12 protein-coding genes are annotated in these 20,807 nt (G+C 68.9%); 2 read left to right on the forward strand and 10 right to left on the reverse strand.

Features of this window, described 5'->3' with window-relative positions; translation table 11 throughout:
* Positions 1-51 precede the first annotated feature (51 nt).
* On the reverse strand, positions 52-1,035 hold the full coding sequence (locus ACIRG6_RS14595; RefSeq protein WP_403322765.1) for a zinc-dependent alcohol dehydrogenase: 984 nt from the start codon (positions 1,033-1,035) through the stop codon (positions 52-54).
* Between the two features lie 109 nt (positions 1,036-1,144).
* Here ACIRG6_RS14595 and ACIRG6_RS14600 point away from each other — a divergent pair, with 109 nt between their 5' ends.
* Complete coding sequence (locus ACIRG6_RS14600) at positions 1,145-1,945, forward strand: CDP-alcohol phosphatidyltransferase family protein (RefSeq protein WP_364821778.1); 801 nt, start codon at positions 1,145-1,147, stop codon at positions 1,943-1,945.
* Here the strand turns inward: ACIRG6_RS14600 and ACIRG6_RS14605 are convergent.
* The 5 genes from ACIRG6_RS14605 to ACIRG6_RS14625 all read right to left on the reverse strand — a co-directional run bounded on the left by ACIRG6_RS14605 (position 1,912) and on the right by ACIRG6_RS14625 (position 9,208).
* A complete protein-coding gene (locus tag ACIRG6_RS14605; RefSeq protein WP_403322767.1) occupies positions 1,912-3,180 on the reverse strand; it encodes an MDR family MFS transporter in 1,269 nt (422 codons plus the stop codon). The genes ACIRG6_RS14600 and ACIRG6_RS14605 overlap by 34 nt on opposite strands.
* Entirely contained in the window at positions 3,177-4,976 is a 1,800-nt protein-coding gene (locus ACIRG6_RS14610) for an ABC transporter permease subunit (RefSeq protein WP_403322770.1), read from the reverse strand. Before ACIRG6_RS14610 ends, ACIRG6_RS14605 begins: the two co-directional genes overlap by 4 nt.
* A 2-nt stretch (positions 4,977-4,978) precedes the next feature.
* On the reverse strand, positions 4,979-6,481 hold the full coding sequence (locus tag ACIRG6_RS14615; RefSeq protein WP_403322772.1) for an ABC transporter substrate-binding protein: 1,503 nt from the start codon (positions 6,479-6,481) through the stop codon (positions 4,979-4,981).
* Positions 6,482-6,577: 96 nt separating this feature from the next.
* Positions 6,578-7,117, reverse strand: a complete 540-nt coding sequence (locus ACIRG6_RS14620) for a GNAT family N-acetyltransferase (RefSeq protein WP_403322774.1) — start codon at positions 7,115-7,117, stop codon at positions 6,578-6,580.
* Positions 7,118-7,513: 396 nt separating this feature from the next.
* Positions 7,514-9,208, reverse strand: a complete 1,695-nt coding sequence (locus ACIRG6_RS14625) for an Hsp70 family protein (protein WP_403322777.1) — start codon at positions 9,206-9,208, stop codon at positions 7,514-7,516.
* Positions 9,209-9,567: 359 nt separating this feature from the next.
* On the opposite strand from ACIRG6_RS14625, the gene ACIRG6_RS14630 reads away from it, so the two are divergent.
* The gene (locus tag ACIRG6_RS14630) at positions 9,568-10,212 is read left to right on the forward strand and encodes a hypothetical protein (protein WP_403322779.1); all 645 of its coding nucleotides are present in this window, start codon (positions 9,568-9,570) and stop codon (positions 10,210-10,212) included.
* A 164-nt stretch (positions 10,213-10,376) separates the two neighbouring features.
* On the opposite strand, the gene ACIRG6_RS14635 is transcribed toward ACIRG6_RS14630, so the two are convergent.
* The 4 genes from ACIRG6_RS14635 to ACIRG6_RS14650 all read right to left on the reverse strand — a co-directional run bounded on the left by ACIRG6_RS14635 (position 10,377) and on the right by ACIRG6_RS14650 (position 20,582).
* Positions 10,377-11,741 (reverse strand): hypothetical protein, encoded by a 1,365-nt coding sequence (locus tag ACIRG6_RS14635; protein ID WP_403322780.1) that lies wholly within the window; start codon positions 11,739-11,741, stop codon positions 10,377-10,379.
* Positions 11,742-12,145: 404 nt separating this feature from the next.
* A complete protein-coding gene (locus ACIRG6_RS14640; RefSeq protein WP_403322782.1) occupies positions 12,146-17,581 on the reverse strand; it encodes a DEAD/DEAH box helicase in 5,436 nt (1,811 codons plus the stop codon).
* A complete protein-coding gene (locus ACIRG6_RS14645; RefSeq protein ID WP_403322784.1) occupies positions 17,581-18,552 on the reverse strand; it encodes a hypothetical protein in 972 nt (323 codons plus the stop codon). Before ACIRG6_RS14645 ends, ACIRG6_RS14640 begins: the two co-directional genes overlap by 1 nt.
* Positions 18,549-20,582: a hypothetical protein gene (locus tag ACIRG6_RS14650; RefSeq protein ID WP_403322787.1), complete on the reverse strand. Its 2,034-nt coding sequence runs from the start codon at positions 20,580-20,582 to the stop codon at positions 18,549-18,551. The genes ACIRG6_RS14645 and ACIRG6_RS14650 overlap by 4 nt, the downstream gene beginning before the upstream one ends.
* Between the last annotated feature and the right edge of the window lie 225 nt (positions 20,583-20,807).

Raw genomic sequence — 20,807 nt, forward strand, 5'->3', positions numbered from 1 at the left:
TTTCTCAAGGTCAGGCGATCGCTCCCCCGCCCGGGAGACGGCAGGGGACGGTCAGTCGTCGTCGCCGTACCGGATGCGGTGGCACAGGGCGGGGATCTCCCCCGAGGCCAGCTTCGGCAGCACGTCCGGCAGTTCCACGAAGGCGGACTCGCCGGTGACGAGGGCGTCCAGCGCGGGGTCGGCGAGCAGGTCGAGGGCGAGGGCGAGCCGGTCGCCGTACGTGCGGGTGGCGGCGCGCGCCGGGGAGACGGTGCCGACCTGGCTGCCGCGCACGGTCAGGCGCCGGGAGTGGAAGGCCTCGCCGAGCGGCAGGGCGACGCGCCGGTCGCCGTACCAGCTCAGCTCGACGACCGTGCCCTCGGGACGCAGCAGCTCCAGGGACCGGGCGAGGCCCTCCTCGGTGGCACTGGCGTGCACGACGAGGTCCCGGTCGCCGAGGGCGTCGGCGGGGGACGCGAAGCCGACGCCGAGTGCCTCGGCGGCCTTCGCCCGCGCCGGGTCGGCGTCGACCAACTGGACGCGGACGCCGGGGAACCGGGCCAGCAGCGCGGCCACCGAACAGCCGACCATGCCGCCGCCGACCACGGCGACGCGGTCGCCGACCAGGGGCGTGGCGTCCCACAGGGCGTTGACGGCGGTCTCCACCGTGCCGGCGAGCACGGCCCGCCCGGCGGGGACGTCCGACGGCACGGGGGTGACGGCCGCGGCCGGGACGACGTAGCGGGTCTGGTGGGGGTGGAGGCAGAAGACGGTGCGCCCGGCGAGCGCGTCCGGGCCCTCCTCCACCACGCCGACATTGAGGTAGCCGTACTTCACCGGCCCGGGGAAGTCGCCCTCCTGGAAGGGCGCGCGCATCGCCGTGTACTGGTTCTCGGGCACCCGGCCGTGGAAGACGAGCGTCTCGGTGCCCCGGCTGACCCCGCTGAAGAGCGTGCGCACGAGCACCTCGTCCGCGCCGGGTTCGGGCACCTCCACGTCCCGGATCACGCCCCGGCCGGGCGAGTCGAGCCAGAACGCACGTGCGGTGCGTGTCATCGGATGTCCTCCTGAACGATCGGGAAGCCGCCCACGTACCGAGGGATGCACAAGCCGCGCACAAGGTAGCGGCGCTGATCGACTCTGTCACACGGCCGGAGGATGTTCGGTGGCCCTGAACAACACGTACGACGCCAGGTCGCGTCCGCAGCAGGAGACCGCGGTGGGAGCGGGCGCGCAGATCCTGCTGCTGGTGCTGCTCGGGACGGCGATCGGCATGGGCACGGCGGGCTGGCTGACCGGCCTCGCGTTCGCGTTCGCGACCTGGGCGGTGCTCACCCGGGCCCTGAACCGCTCCCGGCCGCCGTCGTTCGGCCCGGCCAACCGGGTCACCCTCGGCCGGGCCACCCTGGTCGGCGGGGTGACGGCCCTGGTCGCCGACTCCTTCCGCAGCGCGCCGCCCGTCTCCCTCCTCGTCGGCCTGACGGCCGTGGCCCTGATCCTGGACGGCGTGGACGGCAAGGTCGCCCGCCGCACGGGCACGTCGACGGCCCTGGGGGCGCGCTTCGACATGGAGGTCGACGCGTTCCTCATCCTGGTGCTCAGCGTGTACGTCGCGATGGACCTGGGCCCGTGGGTGCTGCTGATCGGCGGCATGCGGTACGTCTTCGTCGCCGCCGCCCGGGTATGGCCGTGGCTGACGGCCCCGCTGCCGCCGAGCACGGCCCGCAAGACGGTGGCGGCGCTGCAGGGGGTGCTGCTGCTGCTCGCGGGCGCGCGGCTGCTGCCGGACCCGGCCGACGCGGGGGTGGTGGGGCTGGCGCTGGGGCTGCTGGTGTGGTCGTTCGGGCGCGATGTGGTGTGGCTGTGGCGGAGGTCGGGGGCCGCGTCGGCGGCTCCTGGGGAGGAACCGGCGTCTGCACCGGCAGCCGCGGCTCATGTGCCCGCGCGGGGACTCCTGGCCCGGTGACCGCGGGGCAGCAGAGCCACCGCGGCGAGCGGTACGACGGTCAGTGCCAGCCACGGCACGGCGACCGGCAGCCCGCCGTCCAGGAGCAGGCCGGTCACGGAGCTGCCGGCCAGCACGATCAGCCCGGAGACCGAGGACAACGCCCCGGTGTACAGCCCGAGCCGGCCGTCCTCGGCGAGGTCGGGCACCCAGGCGCGGGCGACGGGGGCGACCAGCATCTGACCGAGCGTCAGCAGGACGACGAACCCGGCGGCCGGCACCAGCCCGCCCGCCCCCGTCCAGCCCGCAGGCCGGGCCACGGCGACGGCGGCGAACCCGCCCGCGATCAGCACCAGCCCGGCCGCCATCGACCGGCGCGGCGACCACCTCTCCCCCGCCCACCGGGTCACCGGCAACTGCGCGGTCACCACCAGCAGCGAGGACAGCGCGAACAGCCAGGCCAGCGGCGCCTGCGAACCGGCGGCCCGCTCCACCTCGGCGGGCAGGGCGAGGTAGAGCTGGTTGTAGGCGAGCAGATAGACGCCGTACGCACAGCACAGCGCCAGGAAAGGCCGGTTGCGCAGCAGCAGCCGTGCCCCGCCCCCGGCCCGGACACGGGCCCGCCCGGGAAGGTGCTGGGGCAGCAGCCACGCGTGCCCCGCGAGGACGAGCACGAAGACGCCGGCCCCGGCCAGGCACGCCGTGCGGAAGTCGACGGCCAGCAGCAGCGCGCCCAGCAGCGGCCCGACGAACGCCCCCGCCTGCCCGGCCACGGTGAACAGCGCGAGCACCCTGGTCCGGTCCCCGCCGCCCTGTTCCTCCCAGAGGACGGCCTGCCGGACGACCTCGGACTCGACGGCGGGCGAGAACAGCGCGGCGGCGAACCCGATGAGCAGCACCGCGCCGACGACCGCCCAGGTCCGCTCCGCGTACCCGAGCCACCCGAACCCGGCGATGCGCAGCACGCATCCGGCGAGGACGACGGGCCGGATGCCGTACCGGTCGGCCAGCGCCCCGCCGACCACGAACAGCCCCTGCTGGCTGAAGGTCCGCAGCCCGAGCACGAATCCGACCAGCCAGCCCGCCATGCCCACGGCCTGCCCGAGGTGTTCCGCGAGGAAGGGCAGGACGGCGAAGAATCCGATGTTGAAGGCCAGTTGGGTCAGGATCAGCAGCCGCAGCAGCGGGGAGAGCGGGGTGGTGTGGCGACGACCGGAAGCCTTCGCGGGCGGCCGGCCGGTGGAGGTGGGGGTCATCGGGCTGCGGCCAGTTCCTTCTCGGCGGCGGCAGTGGCGGGGGGCTGCGGGCCGGTGGCCGGGCGTGCCGGGCGGGACCGTCGTCGGGGCCGGCGCAGTCCGCCGGCGGTGACGGCGAGCGCGCCGAGCAGGGCGAGGACGGCGGCGGGGGCGAGGACGGCCCAGGGGGCGCGTTCGGCGTAGGGCTGGTTCTCGGCGAGGAGCAGGCCCCATTCGGGGGACGGCGGCTGGGCGCCGAGGCCGAGGAAGCCGAGCGAGGCGAGCGCGAGGGCGACGCCGGGCAGCCGCAGCAGGGCGTGGCGGGTGACGGGCGGCAGGACGGCGGGGAGCAGTTCGCGGCGCAGCAGGTACCAGCGCCCGGCGCCCAGTCCCCGGGTGGCCGTGATGTGCAGGGTGGCGCGTTCCTGGCGCAGCAGCGACGCGGTGTGCGTGGCCAGCGGCGCCCAGGCCACGGCGCCCACGGCGAGGGCGGGGGTCGCCGCTCCGCTGCCCGCGACGGCGGTGACGAGGAGGGCGGCGAGTACGGGCGGCACGGCGTTGACGGTGTCGACGAGCGGCGCGGACACCCGGGGAACGAGCCCCAGCAGTACGCCCGCGAGCAGGGCCACGGCGGTGATGGCGGAGGCGAGCAGCAGCGTGTCGAGAGCTCCGTGGCCGACGCGGGCGAGCAGGTCGCGGCCGAGGGCGTCGGTGCCGAAGGGGTGGGCGGTGGACGGCGGTTGCAGCCGCTGCCCGGTGTCGAGGGCGAGCGGGTCGCGGGCCAGGCCGCAGGCGACGACGGCGAGCAGGACACCGCCGTGGAGGAGGGGCAGGAGGGCGCGGGCGGGCGGTGCGGGCCGGTGCAGGGAGGACAGGGCGCCGTCGCGCAGGGCGGGCCCGGTGAGCAGGCGTCCGGTGACGCGGGTGGCGAGGGTCGCGAGCGCTGCGAGCAGGAGGAGGGCGAGGGTGCCCGCCTGGAGGACGGGCAGGTCCTGGGCGAGGGCGGCCTGCAGGGTGGTGCGGCCGAGGCCGGGGATATCGAAGACCTGCTCTACGGCGACGGCCCCGCCGGTCAGCCCGACGACGAACAGCCCCAGGTTGGGCAGCAGCGCCGGCACGCACCGGCGCACCGCCTGCCGGGCGATGCGCCGGCCCGGCAGTCCACGGGCGTCGGCGGCCAGCGCCCAGGGCTCGCCGAACGCGCCGGGCAGCAGGTCGTCGAGCAGCCGCCCGAGCACGGCCCCGGCGGGCAGGCCGAGGGCGAGGGCGGGCAGTACGGTCCACTGCGGCCCGTACCACCCCAGCGCGGGCAGCCAGCCCAGTTGTACTCCGACGACGGTGGCGAGTACGGAGGCGACGAGGAACTCGGGCAGCGCGGCGACCACGGCGGATACGGTGCCGCCACGGCGCCTCCCGTCGAGCCGCCGCCGTGCGCCGAGCCGGAGGGTGCGCGCGCAGACGGCCGTCGCGGTCAGGGCGGCGATCACGAGGGTGACCGTCATCAGCAGCAGGGAGGCGCCCAGGGCCTGGAGCACGTCCGGCAGGACGTCGTTCCCGGAGATCCACGACTGCCCGGCGTCCCCGTGCGCGAGCCCGCCGAGCCACCGGCCGAGCAGGGGCAGCGGCCCGCCGTCGAGCCCGAGCTGCTCGCGGATGCCGGCGAGAACCTCGGGCGTGGGATCGCGGTCGGCCGCCCTCGCCTTGAGGACGGTGTGCGCCGGGTCGGTACGGGTCAGCCACGGCAGCAGCCCGATGCCGCACACCAGCCCGGCCGCGAGCACGACCCGCCACACCGCGGTGGCCACGCGCTGCCGCATGCTCAGCGCCGGGTGCCGGTGCCGACGAGGGTGCGCTCGTACGGGTCGAGGACGACACCCTGCACGCTTGCGCCGACGCCGGTGATGATGCGCTGGTGCACCAGCGGCACGACGGCGTCGGTTCCGAGGATGCGGGCCTCGGCGGCCATGGCGGCGTCCTGCCGCCCGGCGGTGTCGGCGATCCCTTCGGCGCGCTTCACGGCGGCGTCGACGTCCTTGTCGCAGAGCTGGGCGATGTTGTAGCCGCCGTCGCAGGCGTAGTCACTGGCGAGGACGGCGACGGGGTCGCCGGTGTCGACCAGGGTGTTCCGGGCGAGCACGAAGGCGTCGAACTTCCCGTCCAGCGCGTCGCCTTCCAGGCGCGAGTACTCCCGCACGGTCAGCTTGACGGTGAACCCGGCCTTCTCCAGCTGCTGCTTTACCACCTGGGCGACCTCGGGCAGCTCGGGCCGGTTGTCGTAGGTGGCGAGGGAAATGGTGACCCCGTTCGCCTTCCCGGCGGTGGCGCGCCCGACGGGCTTGAGCCGCTTGCCCTCGGCCCAGGTCACGGCGGGCCCGTAGACACCGGCGCCGGCGTCGGCGTACCCCTCGTACACGTCGTCGGCGAACACGGAGGTGTCGAGCGCACCACGGGCGGCGGCACGCAGCCCGGCGTTCTTGAAGGGCCCGGAGGAGGAGTTGAGCAGCAGGCTGGTGGTCCGCGTGGTGGCGGTGTCCCGTCGGCTCTCCTTGCCGAGGCTCGCCGCCTGCGCGACGGGAACGGCCTCGGCGATGTCCAGCTCGCCGGTGCGCAGGGCGTTGGCGCGGGCGGTGCCGTCGGCGATGAAGCGGGCGTCGATGCCGGAGGCCTGGGCGCGGCCGCCCCAGTAGTCGTCGAAGCGGTCGAGGGAGGCGGAGGTGGCGCCGTTCACCTCGGTGATCTCGAAGGGCCCGGTGGCGGTGCCGACGGGATCGACGCGACCGCTCTTCTCGTATGCCTTCTTGGAGAAGACGGCGAGGCTGGGGCTGGACAGCCGCAGCGGGAGCACGGGGTCGGGCGCGGCGGTGGTGACCCTGAGGACCCGGTCGCCGTCGGCCTTCGCGGTGAGGGTGACGCCGACGAGGGCGGCCGGCGCGGGCTCGGCGGCGGTGGCACGGGTGAGGGAGTCGGCCACGGCGGCGGGGGTGACGTCGGTGCCGTCCTGGAAGGTGGCGTCGCGGAGGGTGAACTCCCAGGCCTTGTCCCCGTCCCGGCGCCAGGACTCGGCGAGGGCGGGTGCGGCGGAGCCGTTGGCGTCCAGCGCGGTGAGGCCTTCGGTGACGCCGAGCCGGCTGAGGAGGGTGGCGTCGGCGCCGTAGGGCGACAGGTTCTCGGCGGGCGGGAAGGCGAGACCGACCCGGAGCCGGGAACCGCCGTCGCCGTCACCGCCCTTGGCGTCCTCGCCGCCACCGGAGGCGAAGCAGCCGGCTATCAGCGGGAACAGGATGAGGGGGGCGAGCAGCCGGGGGCGGGGGTGGGAGCGCATGGTCCTCGGTTCGATCGGGGCGACATGGGGGCTTGAGGGGCGACGCGAGGAAACCCTACATGAAAATGATTTCCATGAGGGCGTCGAGTGCCACCCTTACGGCATGGGCACGTCGAAATGCACGACGCGCTGCCCGCCACCCACGTCCTCACGCTCGTCGTGCACGACCTTGGCGAGCGACCGCCAGAACGGCTCGGCACCGGTGACGGCGGGGTCGGTGTGCAGATACACGGCCCGATATCCCCCGTCGGCGACGGCGAAGGCCAGCAACTCGTCGACGATCCTCCGCGCCAGCCCACGCCGACGATGCTCGGGCCGGACGTACACACGACGCAGCTGCGCGGTGACACCGGAGGGGTAACGCTCGGCGACGTGGCGGGGGTTCGGGGGATGCGCGGGACCACGGGAATCGAGGGCACCGGTGGCGACGACCTCCCCGTCCCGGTCGTCCACGGCGACGAGGAGGGTGTGCCGGGCGGGGCTCAGGTACGCACCGTCCAGGTCGATGACGTCGCCGTGCCAGCGGGGCACGTACCCGGTACCGAAGTCGCGGTAGACGGTGTCGAGCATGACGGCACGGGCGGCGTCGAGGTCGGCGGGGGTGGCGGGGCGGATGGTGTAGTCAGGGGTGCGCACTTGCACATCATATGCAACTAGCTGTCTCTGCAGATTGGCACCCTTAGCAGAGCCAGGTCGGCCGCGAACGAAAGGGCGACCGGCACCCCGTAGCGATCGGCGGTTGAGCGCGGGACGCGACTCCGTGCGCGTGCGGCGCCTTGCCGCCGGGGCTCAGCCCGTACAGCCCACGACCACTCAGCCGACGAGGTCCCGCGGCAGCCGCAGAAAGCCGATCAGCATAGGGAGTAGCACCCAGCGAGTACGCGGGCCCGCGAGTGCAGGATGTAGAACCAGTGTCGGTGGCTAGCACCAGGACCGAGGCCCACGATACGCCCGCAGCCCTTGCCCGCGAGCTCCACGACGCGCCTGGCATCTACATCCCTATCGGGGGCGCGTTCACATTTGAATTCGCCCCTAGATACGGGTTTGAGGAATGCCGTTGACCGTTAGATCCGAATCGGGAATAGAGCGCCCAATTACCTCACACTTCAATGACTGAGGGGCATCAGAATCTCCCCCTGAGGCACCGTTCCGCAGAAACGGAATATCAGCATGCGCGAGAAGCCGATACAGCTCATTATCGAGTCCTTGCTGTAGAGGCGTACCATCCTTCCCGAAGGAGTCAATCTCTGCCTCCAGCAGTGATTTCTTGGTAGCCTCGTGCACCACCTTGACCCGCAAGATGCCACTGTGGTCATACCTGAAATAAATGACTAAAGCGTTCCGCTCCGGATCTTGTTCGGGCCTTGGAAGACAAACTTCGAGCACCCCTAGAGGGAAAGCTCGGTCACTGTCAGCCGCATACCCCGCTTCCCCTTCGACGATCTCCACCTTTAGGGAGGGAGCATTCGCTCTCGATGGAGTAAAACGCCGTTCTCCGCGAGCAGCCAGAGTACGATTCCGCTTGATGATCGGCACGAAGCCCTTACGGGCGCCCCCTGCGATTGCTGTGCCCAAGTCGTAATTGGTTACCAGACTGAAGCGATCCCGGTCCATGTGATTGTCAAGCGCGGCCGAGTAAACAGCTGCTCCGCGCGCCACCGCAGTCATGGGATGACACAAGCCCGGGTCTACGATGCGGTCATCCCCCAGGAGACTGCCGACCGCATCACGCGCTTCAGGGATCTGAGAGGTGCCACCGATCATGAGTACGGCATCGATATCAGCAGGACCATAACCCAAGTCATCGAGACACTGTTTCAAGGGATCCATTGCGCGCTCGATGAGCGGGGCCGCGGCGGCAGCGTATTCCTCTCGAGAAACCCTTAGACTCGTACCCAAAGCGGGAAAGTCGACGTCCATCTCGCCTACATCCCTCCGAGACAGAGCGATCTTGGTCAGCTCGACATCGCGCCTCCAGCGGTTGCGCTCCTGCAGCGTCAGATTCTCCGGTACCTGACCGGTCTTTCGCAGGAAAATACGTGCCAGCGCCTCGTCGAACTCCAGCCCGCCCAGTGCGGCGACACCCCGGGAAGTCAGCTCTTCAAAGTACTTACCGTCGTAGTCGAGCACGGTGACATCTATCGTGCCGCCGCCCCAGTCGAAAATGAGGAGCCGTCCGGGTATGTCTACATCCGTGGCGTAGGAAATAGCGGCGGCAGTGGGCTCGTTGAGTAGCGCTTTGACTTTTATCCCGGCGAGGCGCGCCGCGGCTCTCGTCCGGTAGCGGGCACCTCCCGTGGCGTTCGCGGGTACGGTGACGACCGCCTCGGACAGATCAAGCAGGTGTCGTGACGCGGCCGTCTTCATCTGCGCAAAAAGGGCAGCCGCAGCGGCCGTGCTGCGGAACGGCTCACCGCCGATCCACACGTGATGCTCCTCTAGGAGAGGAGTGTCCTCGTTGGCCAGTTCCATTCCTGCGGACCGGGTGCCGAGCATGCGCTTGACAGCGTCAATAGGCTCGCCTGTGGTCGTCTTGGCATCCCAGCCGAAGCACAGGGTGCGGTCGAAATCCCGAACGGACAGGACCGACGGGAACAAGTCTTCAAATTCTGGCTCACGCCACTGGGCCGGTACATTGCCACTGTCGACAGGAAGGACCTCGGTGGTCTCACCGTTGTACCGGGCGACCACTGAGTTGCTGGTTCCGAAGTCGATTCCGTAGGTCAACTGTTCCTCCGCTGCGACTCCCCCTCCTCGGCGGGGTCGCCGAGGAGCCGTCTGATGAAAAATGAAGCCGGAATCAAGGGCGCTCTGCGTCCCGTGCATTCGGGTTCAACCTCATTGCCGCCGTCCGGACAAGTCTCAGCGACGCCCCCCGCATGCACACCCTGGTCATCTTCACGAGGAATATTCGTTTCCCGGGAATCTGAATAGCCGCGCTCCTCTGCAGGAACCGTGTCAGCAGGCACCTCCCCAGACGCCTCCTCCGCCTCCCTCACAGACTGCTGCTCGAGCACGACGCGGGCTTCTGAGACGTTCCTGTAGTCGGCGGCTGGTGAGAAGACCTCTACTCCAGGGCCGGACTGGTGAAGCTCACTGCCGCTCTCATCTTCCTTGTCTTTGTGCTGCCGGGACGTCCGACCGTGTGTTTTCCCCTGCGGCAGCGCGGCAGCGGGCGAAGGAGCCTGACGAACCCATCCCCGCTCGATCACACGTCCCGAATCAGCATCGACATAGGCAGGCGTAACCAGCTCAAAGACATCCGCCCCGGCCCTCTCGGCCGTTCCCGTACTCACACCGTCCGCCGAGTTGAACAGCGCAAGGTCCTCAAGGTCGACCACTCTCCGAAGGCCGGCCTTCTCGATCTCCGCCCCGATACGCTCCTGAAGCCGGAGCAGCATCTTGGCTTGGGCGGCTGCCCGGTCGATGAGTACCAGTTGAGCCAGATGCCGTTCCCTTGTCCTCATGCCTTCGATCACGCCTGCTCGCAGTGCCTCGGCGATCTGACGTCCTACAGCACGCAAGTCCTGCCCGTGCGAGGCATGCTCACCCGCAGCTGCGTCTCCCGGCACCGGCAGACTTTGCTGGAGGGACCGGAAACCTTCCTCAAGTCTGGGCTCCACGACGGCAAGTACGCTTTTGAGCAGGGCAGCAGCATCGAAGGTGCCCGGGTCGCATTCTGGATGGCTGCTGCTCGAACAGACGACAAACGGGGGCTGCTTGGTACCTAGTGCAGCTGCACCGGCAGGTTTACCACCGTCTGACGGCGCGGGCCTCTTCACCTTCTTCTTGTCTGCAGCCTTACGGCCGTGGCTCTTCGAGGCGGCGTTCTTCTTGCCCTGAGGGCCGCGCCCCTTCGGCGAGGGTCGGGCTGCGCCGGATCCCTTAGTGCTGCTCACTCGCTGCTGCTCTCTCGGAGAAGGTCTTCGGAGGACTCGCCCACAGGAGGCAAACGCATAGTCCCGCATGCGGTTCCCACGATGGCCGCTGCTGCTTGCTGCTTCGCGAACTGACGCTCGGCGTCAGCGGGGGGCGCCGTCTGCCGTGGCATAGGCATAGCGCCACGGACAGCCTCGGACGCGCCGGCGTGCGGCTGAGCCCATTGTCCAGGCATAAGGGGCACCGCGTAGGGCGCGACGGTTGCTCGGCCCCGCTCGAAGGCTTCGACCGCGTCCTTCGCCTCGTTGGCCAGCGCTTCACCGTCCATGTCCAGACTGCGCCGCAGTATCCGCCATCGCTCCTTCCAGTTGTCAGCCCCATCCGGCACGCCAAGGACGAGGTAGGGATTCAGAATGTGGTTCCTCTCGCGTTGGCGCGCCAGTTGGTGCAGTACCTCACGGTTGCTTTCCAGGCGTCTGCGGGTCTCCCATGGCAGCCTGTCCTCCCGCATACCGCTGCCGGATGCGGAGCTCAGGATGTCGAGCGCCTCCTCATACCGGGGGCCGTCATCGCCGTGCAGGACAAGGAGGTAGGCCATGACGTTCCGCGCTTCCCAGCCGGCGAGCGTCCAGGAGCGCTGCAAAGCGTGCGCGTCGTTCCACGCGGCCCTGAGGAGAGTCAGGTGCTTCTGCTCCTCTCCTCGGAGCCGTGCCTGGTGAGCCAGACGGAGCACACGCTGGATGCGACGCACCAGCAGCCACGGTCCGAACGACTTGTCTCGGCGCAGGTCGACCGGAGCCTGCGGTGCAAGACGTTCCAGCACCGGCCACAGCCACTGCTTCTTGCTCAGTTCAGACGTGACGCGGCCGCTCTCCCTGACTGTTCTGAGCTCAGAGACGAGTTCTCGCTGACCGCTCCTCAGCCCAGAAGTGTGGTCCAGCACGGAAGCGTCCCCCTCCGCGAGGCGGGTGTAGAACTCACGCCGCTGCAGCTCGCTGTGCCACCCTAGTTCCTGCAGGCCGTCAGCACCGACCTCTGACGGAGTGAGCCGTGCTTGGAGGTAGAGACGGCGGGGCCCTTCCTGCGGCACAGCCCGCGCCGTGAGGCACGCGGCGTCGACCAGGTCATCAACCACAGGCAGGGGGAGGTATTCCGCGAGCTCCCTCTGTGCGCTGGCCTCAACGGGAGCCTTCTTCAAGCGCTCGTAGCAGGTATACAGACGCCAGGTACGGTCAGCCTCAGTTTCGGGCTCCGACCCTTCTGGCCCGCGATCGAGGGCCTCCAGACCTTTCAGGTCATTCAGAAGGAACCGCGCACGCAGGGCTTGGGCGTCGGAAAGCACCTGCAATCCGGCGTTGTGCGCCTCAGCGAGCAGCCTCACTGCCTCAACGGAAGCCAGGCATCGCACTGCTTGCACGGTTGCCCTGGCGAGCTCGTGTGCTGTGAGTGCGGACCGTCCGTCTCCCAGTTTTTCGCAGGGCTGGCCTGTCTCGCGCACCGCCTCCGCAATGAGCGCCACTGCGTGAAGAGCTTTCTGCCACACCTCTCGGGTACGGAAGCCGGCAGGCGGCGCATCGTCGGCCGGGTCCGCCTCCGCTACTGGTTCTGCTATGCCGTCGCCAAGGGCTGGATCCGTCGCTGGAGCGGACCCGCCCCGAGCCCGCTCCGCGAGCAGAGCCATGCGCCGCTGCCTTTCACGCTCCAGCAACTGCGCGCGGCTGAGCGCCTCCCGGCCCGGGGCTTGGCCGGTTTCCCGGCCAGCGGCAGAATCCGCGGACTCAGTGGTCACAAGCCCTCCGCGAAATCGATAATGTCCGAGGTGACCGCGGCAGGGATGCGGTCAAGGCAATATGCGTCGACGAAGGCGACCTGCTCCGCCAAGCCCTGCTCCTTCACGTAGGCGGTGATCTGCCGCAGCCTCAGTGCCTCGCAGTCGGGAAGCAGCGCTTCAAGCGGGTGCTTCACCGCCACTGCTACCGGTTCTTCACTCAGGTCCGCCTCTGCCAGGGCGAGCTTCCCGTAAGGGCTCTCGGTGATCCGGGCGTCCAGTCCGGACCTGTCCTCAGCCCACCGTTCCAGAAGCTTCCCGTAGTGCGCACTGTCGATGAAGAGGGGGGTCCCACGGAGTACGCCGAGGAGGTCCCGGGCGAGCCTCCAGTCCAGCAAGGGATGGATCCGCATGTTCGAGTAGTCACGCAGGCAGCGGTAGCACGATCCCCCGCAGGTGGCGGCGTGCTCGCCCCGGAGAGCGCCAACGTAGTCGTCCGCAGCGTCGAGGAACTCTTCGATTCGTTCCGGAGAACCGAGGTGTGTGCTGAATCCCGCGCCGTTCTCCAGGCTGTCGGCGAGGTACGCCATCACGGGCGAGGCCGCTGACGCGGAGCCGTGAATACCGGAGAGGAGCTCTTCTGGCTGCACGTCCAGGAGAGGCGCCGCGGCGCGGCGGAGCAGGGCCGAAAGCGAGTACCAGGCGGCACGGCGACCGTGATAGGCGTCGGGGAATCCGCTGGCCTGCTCGGAGTGCGACATATCGAAGCGCAGGCCGCGTCCGGCGTCCAGGGCGTCACGGGCCCCGATGAACAGCATGTCCGTGTGCTCCGTGGCTCCGAGCGCTGTTTCGAAGTCGGATGTGGCCCGCGGGTTGTCGACGACGTGGTACCCCTTCCAGGGGAAGCTCGCCTTCCTGAAACGGAAGAGGCGTCCGTTGTTGTTGTTGACGGTGTAGCGGTCGCCCGTGCCGCAGTGGACGACGAGCCAGTCGTCAGCATCGCGTTCGACTCGGGGTGCGTCCGTCTCGAGGTTAGCGGCCGTCCGCGGACTGGCGCTGCTGCTGCCCCACTCGCGTACGCCGTCGTAATCGCGGGGCTGTCCAGCACGGAAGCCCGCTGGCTCACGCATCGGAAACGCGGTGTAGTTCCGCCCTGTCGCACCACAGGCAGGGCATTCCTTGGGTTCCACGTCGTTGTTCGCGGGCTCGATGTGGGCACATAGGCGGCACATGGCCAGCTTCTTTTGGGGGCCGAACGGCTCCTCGACAGCCTTGGGTGCACGGAAGCCGGGAGTGAAGGAGACCACGCCCATGGACTGATAGAGACGTCCGTCCCGGGGGGTTTCCGAACCGGGCGCGAACTTGGTGAGTGCGACGGCAAGGTCACGGTTCACAGCGCCCTGGGGCGGCCAGGGGAAGTTCTTCTGCGGCACTTCGGTGTAGAGGAGCCGCGCCCTGGTCGGGAAGCCGAACATGGGCAGAAGCCCGGACTCAGCGAGTCGCTGGCTGAGATCCTGATGTCCGGTGACCGAATCCGCGATGCCGTCGATCTCCCCCAGTGTATCCAGCACACAAGCGACGGGGTCAAGGGAGGCGACAGGCTCAGGGGTGTGGGACTGCAGCGCCTTCGAGACAGACCTGATCGCCTCGGTGTTGCCGTTGACCCACTTCTGCACGGCGGACCGGTGCTTGGCCCAGTCGCTGGCCAGCCCGAACTCCCCGTGGACGTTTCGGGTCATGTCACCGTGGTTCTGGCTGCCGTCCTTTGCGGAGGACTCAAACGCCTGCCGGAGTACTTCGCCGAGGAGCACCCGCTTGAAGATGGACGGCATGCCCAGTGCGAGGTAGGGCGCGGGGGTAGGAGCGTTGGTGATCTCCTCTGGGCTGGCGAAGTAGTGCTCGTCGTGGCTGCGCCCGCGGCAGACGGTCAGCGCCGTTGCCGCCGGGCTGTCCCGGCGGCCGGCACGTCCCACCCGCTGCTGGTAGTTGAAGCGGGTCGGAGGCATGTTCGCCATGAGCACCGTGTTCAGGGAGCCCACGTCGACGCCGGCCTCCATGGTGGTCGTCACGGAGAGGACTTCGATGCCGTCCGCCTCGGGCACGCTGTCTTCGCCGATATAGACGTTCTGGAACCGTGCTTGCCGTGCCTGGGCGTCGAGACGGTCTGTCTGTCCCGTGAGCTCCACGGCACGCAGCGGGAAGTCACCGGTGCGGCTGTCCGCTTTCCAGGCGTAGTAGTCGTCGTTGAGCGCGCCAGTGAACTTGCCTGGTTCCGTCGGCAGTTCGGTACGGCACTTGGTGCACAGCAGAGTGCCGGGGTGCAGGTGCGGGCGTCGGCAGCCGGAGCAGATCCACGCTCTGCCGTCGCCGGAACGCAGGGCCACTTTCGACGGGTCGATGGTGTACTGGGCGACAGCCTGCCCCCATACCGCCAGGACCCGGTCCTGGTACGACTCCACGTCACCGCCGTACCGCTGGGAAAGGTCCTCCCAGTACCTCCTCAAGGGAGCCGGAGCCTTCTCAAGGCCTGCCCTCAGTCCGGAGAAACGGCGCATGTGGCCGAGAATTCTCAGACTGGCGCGCGCCACTGCCACATCGGAATCCGGCGCCATGTCAAGCGAGGATCGGTCAGTGGCCAGGCTGAGCCAGCCCAGGCCGAGGGATTCGAAGTCTCTTCCCGCACTTGAGAACAGGCCCAGGAGGAACTCCCGTCCAAGACTTTCCTTGAGGCGCTTGAGCAGCTCCTCCTGTTCGGGCTCTAGCCCTGCGCGGATCCCCTTGTCCCCCTTCCAGTCGAACAGCGATGTCCACCGCACACCGTTGCCGCACTCCTGAAGGGAGGCGGCAGGGCCTCCGGGGTTGAGGCCCCGTTCCAGGACCATTCCCCGGAGGTCGTACTGCAGGTCGGTAAGGGAGGGAAGGCTGCCCAGCACCGACTCCAAATCGGGCTGCTTCGCCGGGTCCGCCATGGGATCGTCCGTGAGGATGTCCTTGAGTTCGGAGAACTCCCGGGGATGCCGGTCACGCAGCCTCCAGGCTGCCGCCTTCATCTGATCCGGGTCGGGCGACTTCTTCTCGTAATACGCCTTAACGAGCTGCAGGTCCGCGAACGGGTCGCCCTGGTCCGCCACGGCACGCGCGCTCAGGAGCCTGAGAAGGTCCTGGTAGTGGCGCAGCGCGAGGCCGCTGGCGAGGTCGGAGGCGTCGTCGCGGCTATCTGAGAAGGCGATGATCTTACGCTCACCGTCCGGCATGTGCCCGAGGGCTTCGCTGGTCAGCACCTGGTTAATCTTGTCGAAACCGGTACGCATCCTGCGTACCGGAGCACTGCGCAGCCGCTCCTCCATGTCGAGCCACTTGCCATCCTTGCCGCGCCTGATCTCCCAGTCGTCACCGCACGCCGGGCACCGGGTGGGAAACGCCTTCAGGACGCGCGGATCAACCAGGGGTTTGCCGTCCTGTCCCCGGTCGGGCACGGCGTGGAAGGACCAGCCCGTGGGCTCGGCCTTATCGTTGGCGAGTCTTCCCGTGCCCGGGTGGTATTTGCTGGGCCGGAACTGGAAGGTCACTGAGGGGCCGCTATTGACCCGTGACACCTCCCACTCGGTCTTGTCCAGTCCGTGCCGGTTCTTGCTCGGCCAGTAGACGACGTAGTTGCCCGCGTTCGGCGCACCGGAGGCCAGGTCGGGCAGCTGGTCGAACTCGGGGTAGTCGGTGTGGAGCGCCCCCCGGAACGAGTTCTTGCCGAGCAGGGACGGAGTGGTGTAGCCACCGAGCATGAGGTCGCCGCAGTTCTGGCAGTACAGCAGCTCAAGCACGCGCGCACCGCACGTGCAGCGGGATGTCGGTTCGCGGAAGAGGCGTCCTACCCGGCGGCCCTTCTCCTTCTCGACGGGTACGTGGGGGCACTCGGGGTCGGAACAGGCCCAGATGCCGTCGATGTTCCGGAAAAACATGTGGGCGCGCAGCTTCGGCAGTTGCTTCTTGGTGGACGCACCGAGTGCCCGGAGGAGTCCGTGAAGCGCAGTCCCGCGTTCTCCCGAGTCACTGAGACCCGGGAACAGGGTGTCCGCCACAACCGGCATCTTGATCGCCTTGGGCTTGCCCTCCGGGGCAAGAACGCGTGCCAGGGCGTCTCCCCCAGCGGACCGGTGCAGTAGCTCGGTGGCCCTCTCCTCGCTGAGGTCTCCCTCAGCAACCATGGCGAGTTCGGCCGCGTGGCCGGACAGGTCAACAGGCCCGTCCTCGGGCAGCTCGAGCGAGCCGGGGATGACGCGGTGGCGGCCCTTCGGCAACGCGAAGAAGGACTCCAGGAAGTGGTTGTCCCGGCCAGCTTCCAGCGAGGCGGACGCGGCAAGCACACGGAATTTCTCCGGTGCTTCGTCGAGCCCGAGGCGGTGGCGCAGGTTGCGCAGCATGTAGGCGACTTCGGTTCCCGCCGTGCCGCGGTACATGTGGAGCTCGTCGAGCACGAGGGTGAAGCAGGCCCCAGGAGTGCTGTGCAGCCAGCGTCGCGTGGACTCGAAGATGGGAGCTTCTTGCCGGCGCAGAAGCATGATATTGAGCATCGAGTAGTTCGTGATGAGGATGTCCGGTGCCGCTGCCTGCATGTCCCAGCGCGCGTGCATCTCCGCGCCGCCGAGGCGCGGCATGAAGTCGTGGATCTCGCCGTCGGCCCTCTGCTGGCGGGCGTCAAGTTCCTGCATGTACTCACGCAGGCGGCCTACGGCCTGGGTGGAATCGGAGCGGCCGGAAACAGGAGTGGCCCCGGTGTAGCGCCCGAAGTAGAACCGGTGGCCACGCCGGTGCTGGTCCAGCCAGTCCCGCGCCTCCTTGCTGTCCAGAGCGCGCCTCAGGCGCACGAGCTGGTCATCCGCCAGGGCGTTGGTCGGGTAGAGAATGAGCGCCCGCACCGCTGCGGGATGCCCGTGCTCGTTCTGCCTGCTGGGCTCGAAGGTCTTGCCCCTGCACCACCACGCCGGCTGCGAGGCACCTGTTCCAGCCCACTTCTCGGACTCCGCGACCAGGTCGGCGATGACCGGCAGCATGAACGCCTCGGTCTTGCCGGAGCCGGTCCCTGCGGTCACAACGAAGTCGCGCTTCTCCCCGCAGGCGGTGACCAGGGCGTCATGCTGGTGCTGGTAGAGGCTGTCCACCCCGCTGGGCATCGTGAACCGCGCGAACTCCGCCGCCTGGGGATGGGCCTTCGCGACGCGGTATGACTCGGCGAGCGGCACTCCGCTGGACTTGTACTGCGGCCGCAGTTCAAGCAAGGGCTCACGCCACGCTCCCCCGTCTACGTTGAGCAGCATGCGCCGCTCTTCCATCACGGAGCGGTCATCGACGCCGAAGGGCGTGTCGTAGTAGCGCATCAAAGCAGTCCGCAGCGCTTTGAAAGTGCCGGGGATGTCGCTGCCCGAGACGCTTACGGCAGCCCCATTGCTGTCCGTCATCAGTTCGCCCTTCCGGTGGCCGTGGTCTTCGGGTGGTGAATCTCCAGCTCCTGACGGAGGGAGCGTGCAAGCCGTTCGGCGGCTGCACGGGGAACGTTGTCGTAGCGGACGGTCTCGGCGATGCTGCTGAACCGCGGCTGAAGTCCTGTGCACAGGACGGCGGCACGGGCGTGCAGCGGTGGCAGAGGCGCGCCCCAGTCCACGAAGAGCGTGCCGACCCGTTCCCGCCCGGTCCCGGATTCAGGCTGCCACCGGATGCTCCCCGTGCCGGTGCGCTCCAGTTCCAGGTACACGCCGTACTCGTGTTCCGTGCTCTGGAACCCGCTGCCGCGCCTGACCTGCACGAGGCGTGACCAGTCGGCGCCCCGCCACCGGTACAGACCGTCCTGGCTGTAGGAGTCCGCGGGTTCGTAAGTGCGCTTGACCGGGTCGTACTTCTCGACGGTCTGCACGTTGCCGGCTGCCGGAGGCGCGGCGGGCGGCCCCGGCTCGAGGTCCGGGAGCAGGGAGAACGCCTGGAGCGCCGCGCACAGGGAGTAGGAGCAGCCCAGCTCGTCCGCCCTGTCGGGCAGTTCGTCAGGGGTGTCGTACTGGAGCAGGAGGGACCGGGGGACGGGGATGTCCCCCTCAGCAGTTTCGTTGACGACCGGTAGGACGACGGCCCATTCCTCAGCGGCCTGATCGACCGCGCGTCCAAGCACCGCGGTGCGCCGCCCCGTGATCAGTGCCAGGCCGTCGGAGAAGGGCAGGCGGGTCAGGACGGGCGGAGCCGCGGACCACGCTCCACGCCTCCAGTCGATGTCAAGGTGGCCGAGGGCCGACATGTCCCGGATCCAGCGCCCTTCCGCCCCGTCCCGCACGTTCAGGCCCCGGCCACGGGCGGCCCTGAGCACGCCGGCCCGCAAGTCCGCCACCTTGCCACCGCCGAGTTCGCTGGCCCATCGCATCAGCAGGTCGCCCACGGAGTTCACTTGCGGACCTCCCGCGCCCTGCGCACGTACGACTGCCACAGCGGATCCCCGCTCCCTTCCGCGGCGTCCAACACTGCCGCCGCCCATCCCCCGTGCTCCGGCCCTGCGCTGAAGTCCGGCTCCTTCGGGCTCACCGGATCCACGTGCCACGCTCCACGCCTGAACTGGACGATCCAGCCGCCGCAGCCGCGGAGTTCGACTTCGAAGTAGTAGTCGGAGGGTGTCTCCGGGAGCCGTTCCCACCACGTGGGGGTGACCGGTTCTGCCACCTCCCACGCGCGTCCGTCGGATGCCACGAACACCGTCTTCTCCGCTCCCCTGCGGCAGAAGGCGACCTGCGGCACGGCGCCGCTGCCCGCCTGTCCGAGCTGAGCGCCCCGCAGAAGTCCCGTGCCCTCGTCCTTCGTCGTGGCGAAGGCGTCCGCGCAAGTCCCGGAATGCCTGAATCCGGCGACTCGCTCCGGGTCCGCAGCGGCTGGCGCCTCCTCAGCCGTGAGGAAAGTGACCTCGGCGTCCTCCATCTGGATGCGGTGCTGACCGGCGGGCAGTTCTCTCTGCCACAGGCTCACAGGCACGCCGCGGGCCTTGAACGGCGGCCGTGGAGGCTGCCCGTCCAGCAGGGCCTCACCGGTCGCGCCGTCCGGGAGTACGAGGTCGGGCTCTCCTCCCACGAGGTAGAGGTGCTTGTTGAACTTGGGTGCGAGAGGCAGCCCTCCCTGGAGGTACGGCTTGTACTGCGGCGCGGGCTGAGCCGCGAGCATCGCACCCTGGACATCGCGGATCGCCTGCCGGAGGGTGACCGCGTCGTCGAAGACGACCCGGTGGTGCAGGGACCACCCTTCCGGCATCCAGGACAGCCGACCCCTCTTCGGCTCAACTCCAGGTGATGCAGCACGCTCCAGCACGGTCTCGACGTCCCGCTGCGCTTCTGGCGCGGCGAGCAGCATGTGCTGCTCGCCGGGAACAAAGCGGTCGACGCTGGTGAAGCAGTCCAGGTCATTGTTCTGCCGCAGCAGTACGAGGGAGGAGGCCGGGCGGCCTACCACGATCCCCTCACCCGCCAGCTGGACACCGGTGCGCAGCGAGCGGCCGTCAGGCAGTTTCAGGCCGTCCAGCGCGTAGTACCTGGTCTCTCCCAGCCTCCTCATTCGCACTCCACCGGAGAGTTCGTACTCCGGCTCTCCCGGTTTGGAGAGCGTCGCCAGCCAGCCGAGCTTGCGGCTCTCGAAGCGGACCAGCAGCTCGGCCCGGGGGATGCCCTGCCCCACAAAATAGGGAGAACCATCCCAGACGTTCGCAAAGTTCCCGAGGATCTTCTCAACAAGCGGCCGGAACTCCGGGTGCCTGACAGCCTGCAGGAACTTGGGCGAGAAGGAGTAGGCCTGACCCCACTTCTCAAGGTACTCAACGAGGACGGCGCCGGGCAGCGGCCAAACCGTACGGTGGTGCTGTCGTACCGCCTCGAAGAACTTCGGAAGCAACCGCCGGTCAGTTCCCCGGAGAACGGCCTGCGACAGCGCATAGCCAATGCGGGCCTGGTTGTGCGGCAAGTCTGCCGGAGAGGGGATGGTGCAGATCCCCCGGTAGGTGCCCCAGCGGTGCTGCCAGGAGGCCAGCCGCTGCCACATGCCTGCCACACTCTGGTGCTTGGCCGATGTGAGCACGCCCTCACGTCCGGCGAGCAGCTGTGAGAAGTGGCTGTGGTAGTTCGTGGCGCGTCTGACTCCGTCGTTGGCCATGCGGGTGGCCGCGATGACCGAGCAGGCGAGAAGGGGGAGCACGGCCGGGGCCCTGTCGTCGCTGCGGCGGCTCAGCTCGTACCGCTCGACCGGCTCATACGGCTTCGTACCGCCGACCGCTATGACGCGGCTCACCGCTTCGGCAAGCGATACTTCCAGGCTGCGGCTGCGCTGCATGTCCGCCGCCTCATCGTCATCCATGTACATGACGACCGGATGACCGTCCCAGGCCGGGCTGAAGAATGCCTCCTCGAGCACCCTCTGCCATGCGGCGTACGGCGTGAAATCCACGTTCTGCCTCGGCTCCCCATCCGATGTACTACTGAGTGGCGGCCCCTCCCGCCACAGGCACACTTGCGAAGCAGACCCCCCACTTCACAAGCTGCACCTTATGGACCACTAGAGATAGCGCATGGTTGCGGCTCACATAAGTGTTGGTGCCACCTAAGCGCCGATCCCGTGCGCTTGTAAATCGAAAGCTGTCAAATCTCCAACTATGTCCGTATGGCGACCCGC

This window comes from Streptomyces flaveolus (assembly GCF_044765825.1).
GTDB classification, from domain to species: Bacteria; Actinomycetota; Actinomycetes; order Streptomycetales; family Streptomycetaceae; genus Streptomyces; species Streptomyces flaveolus.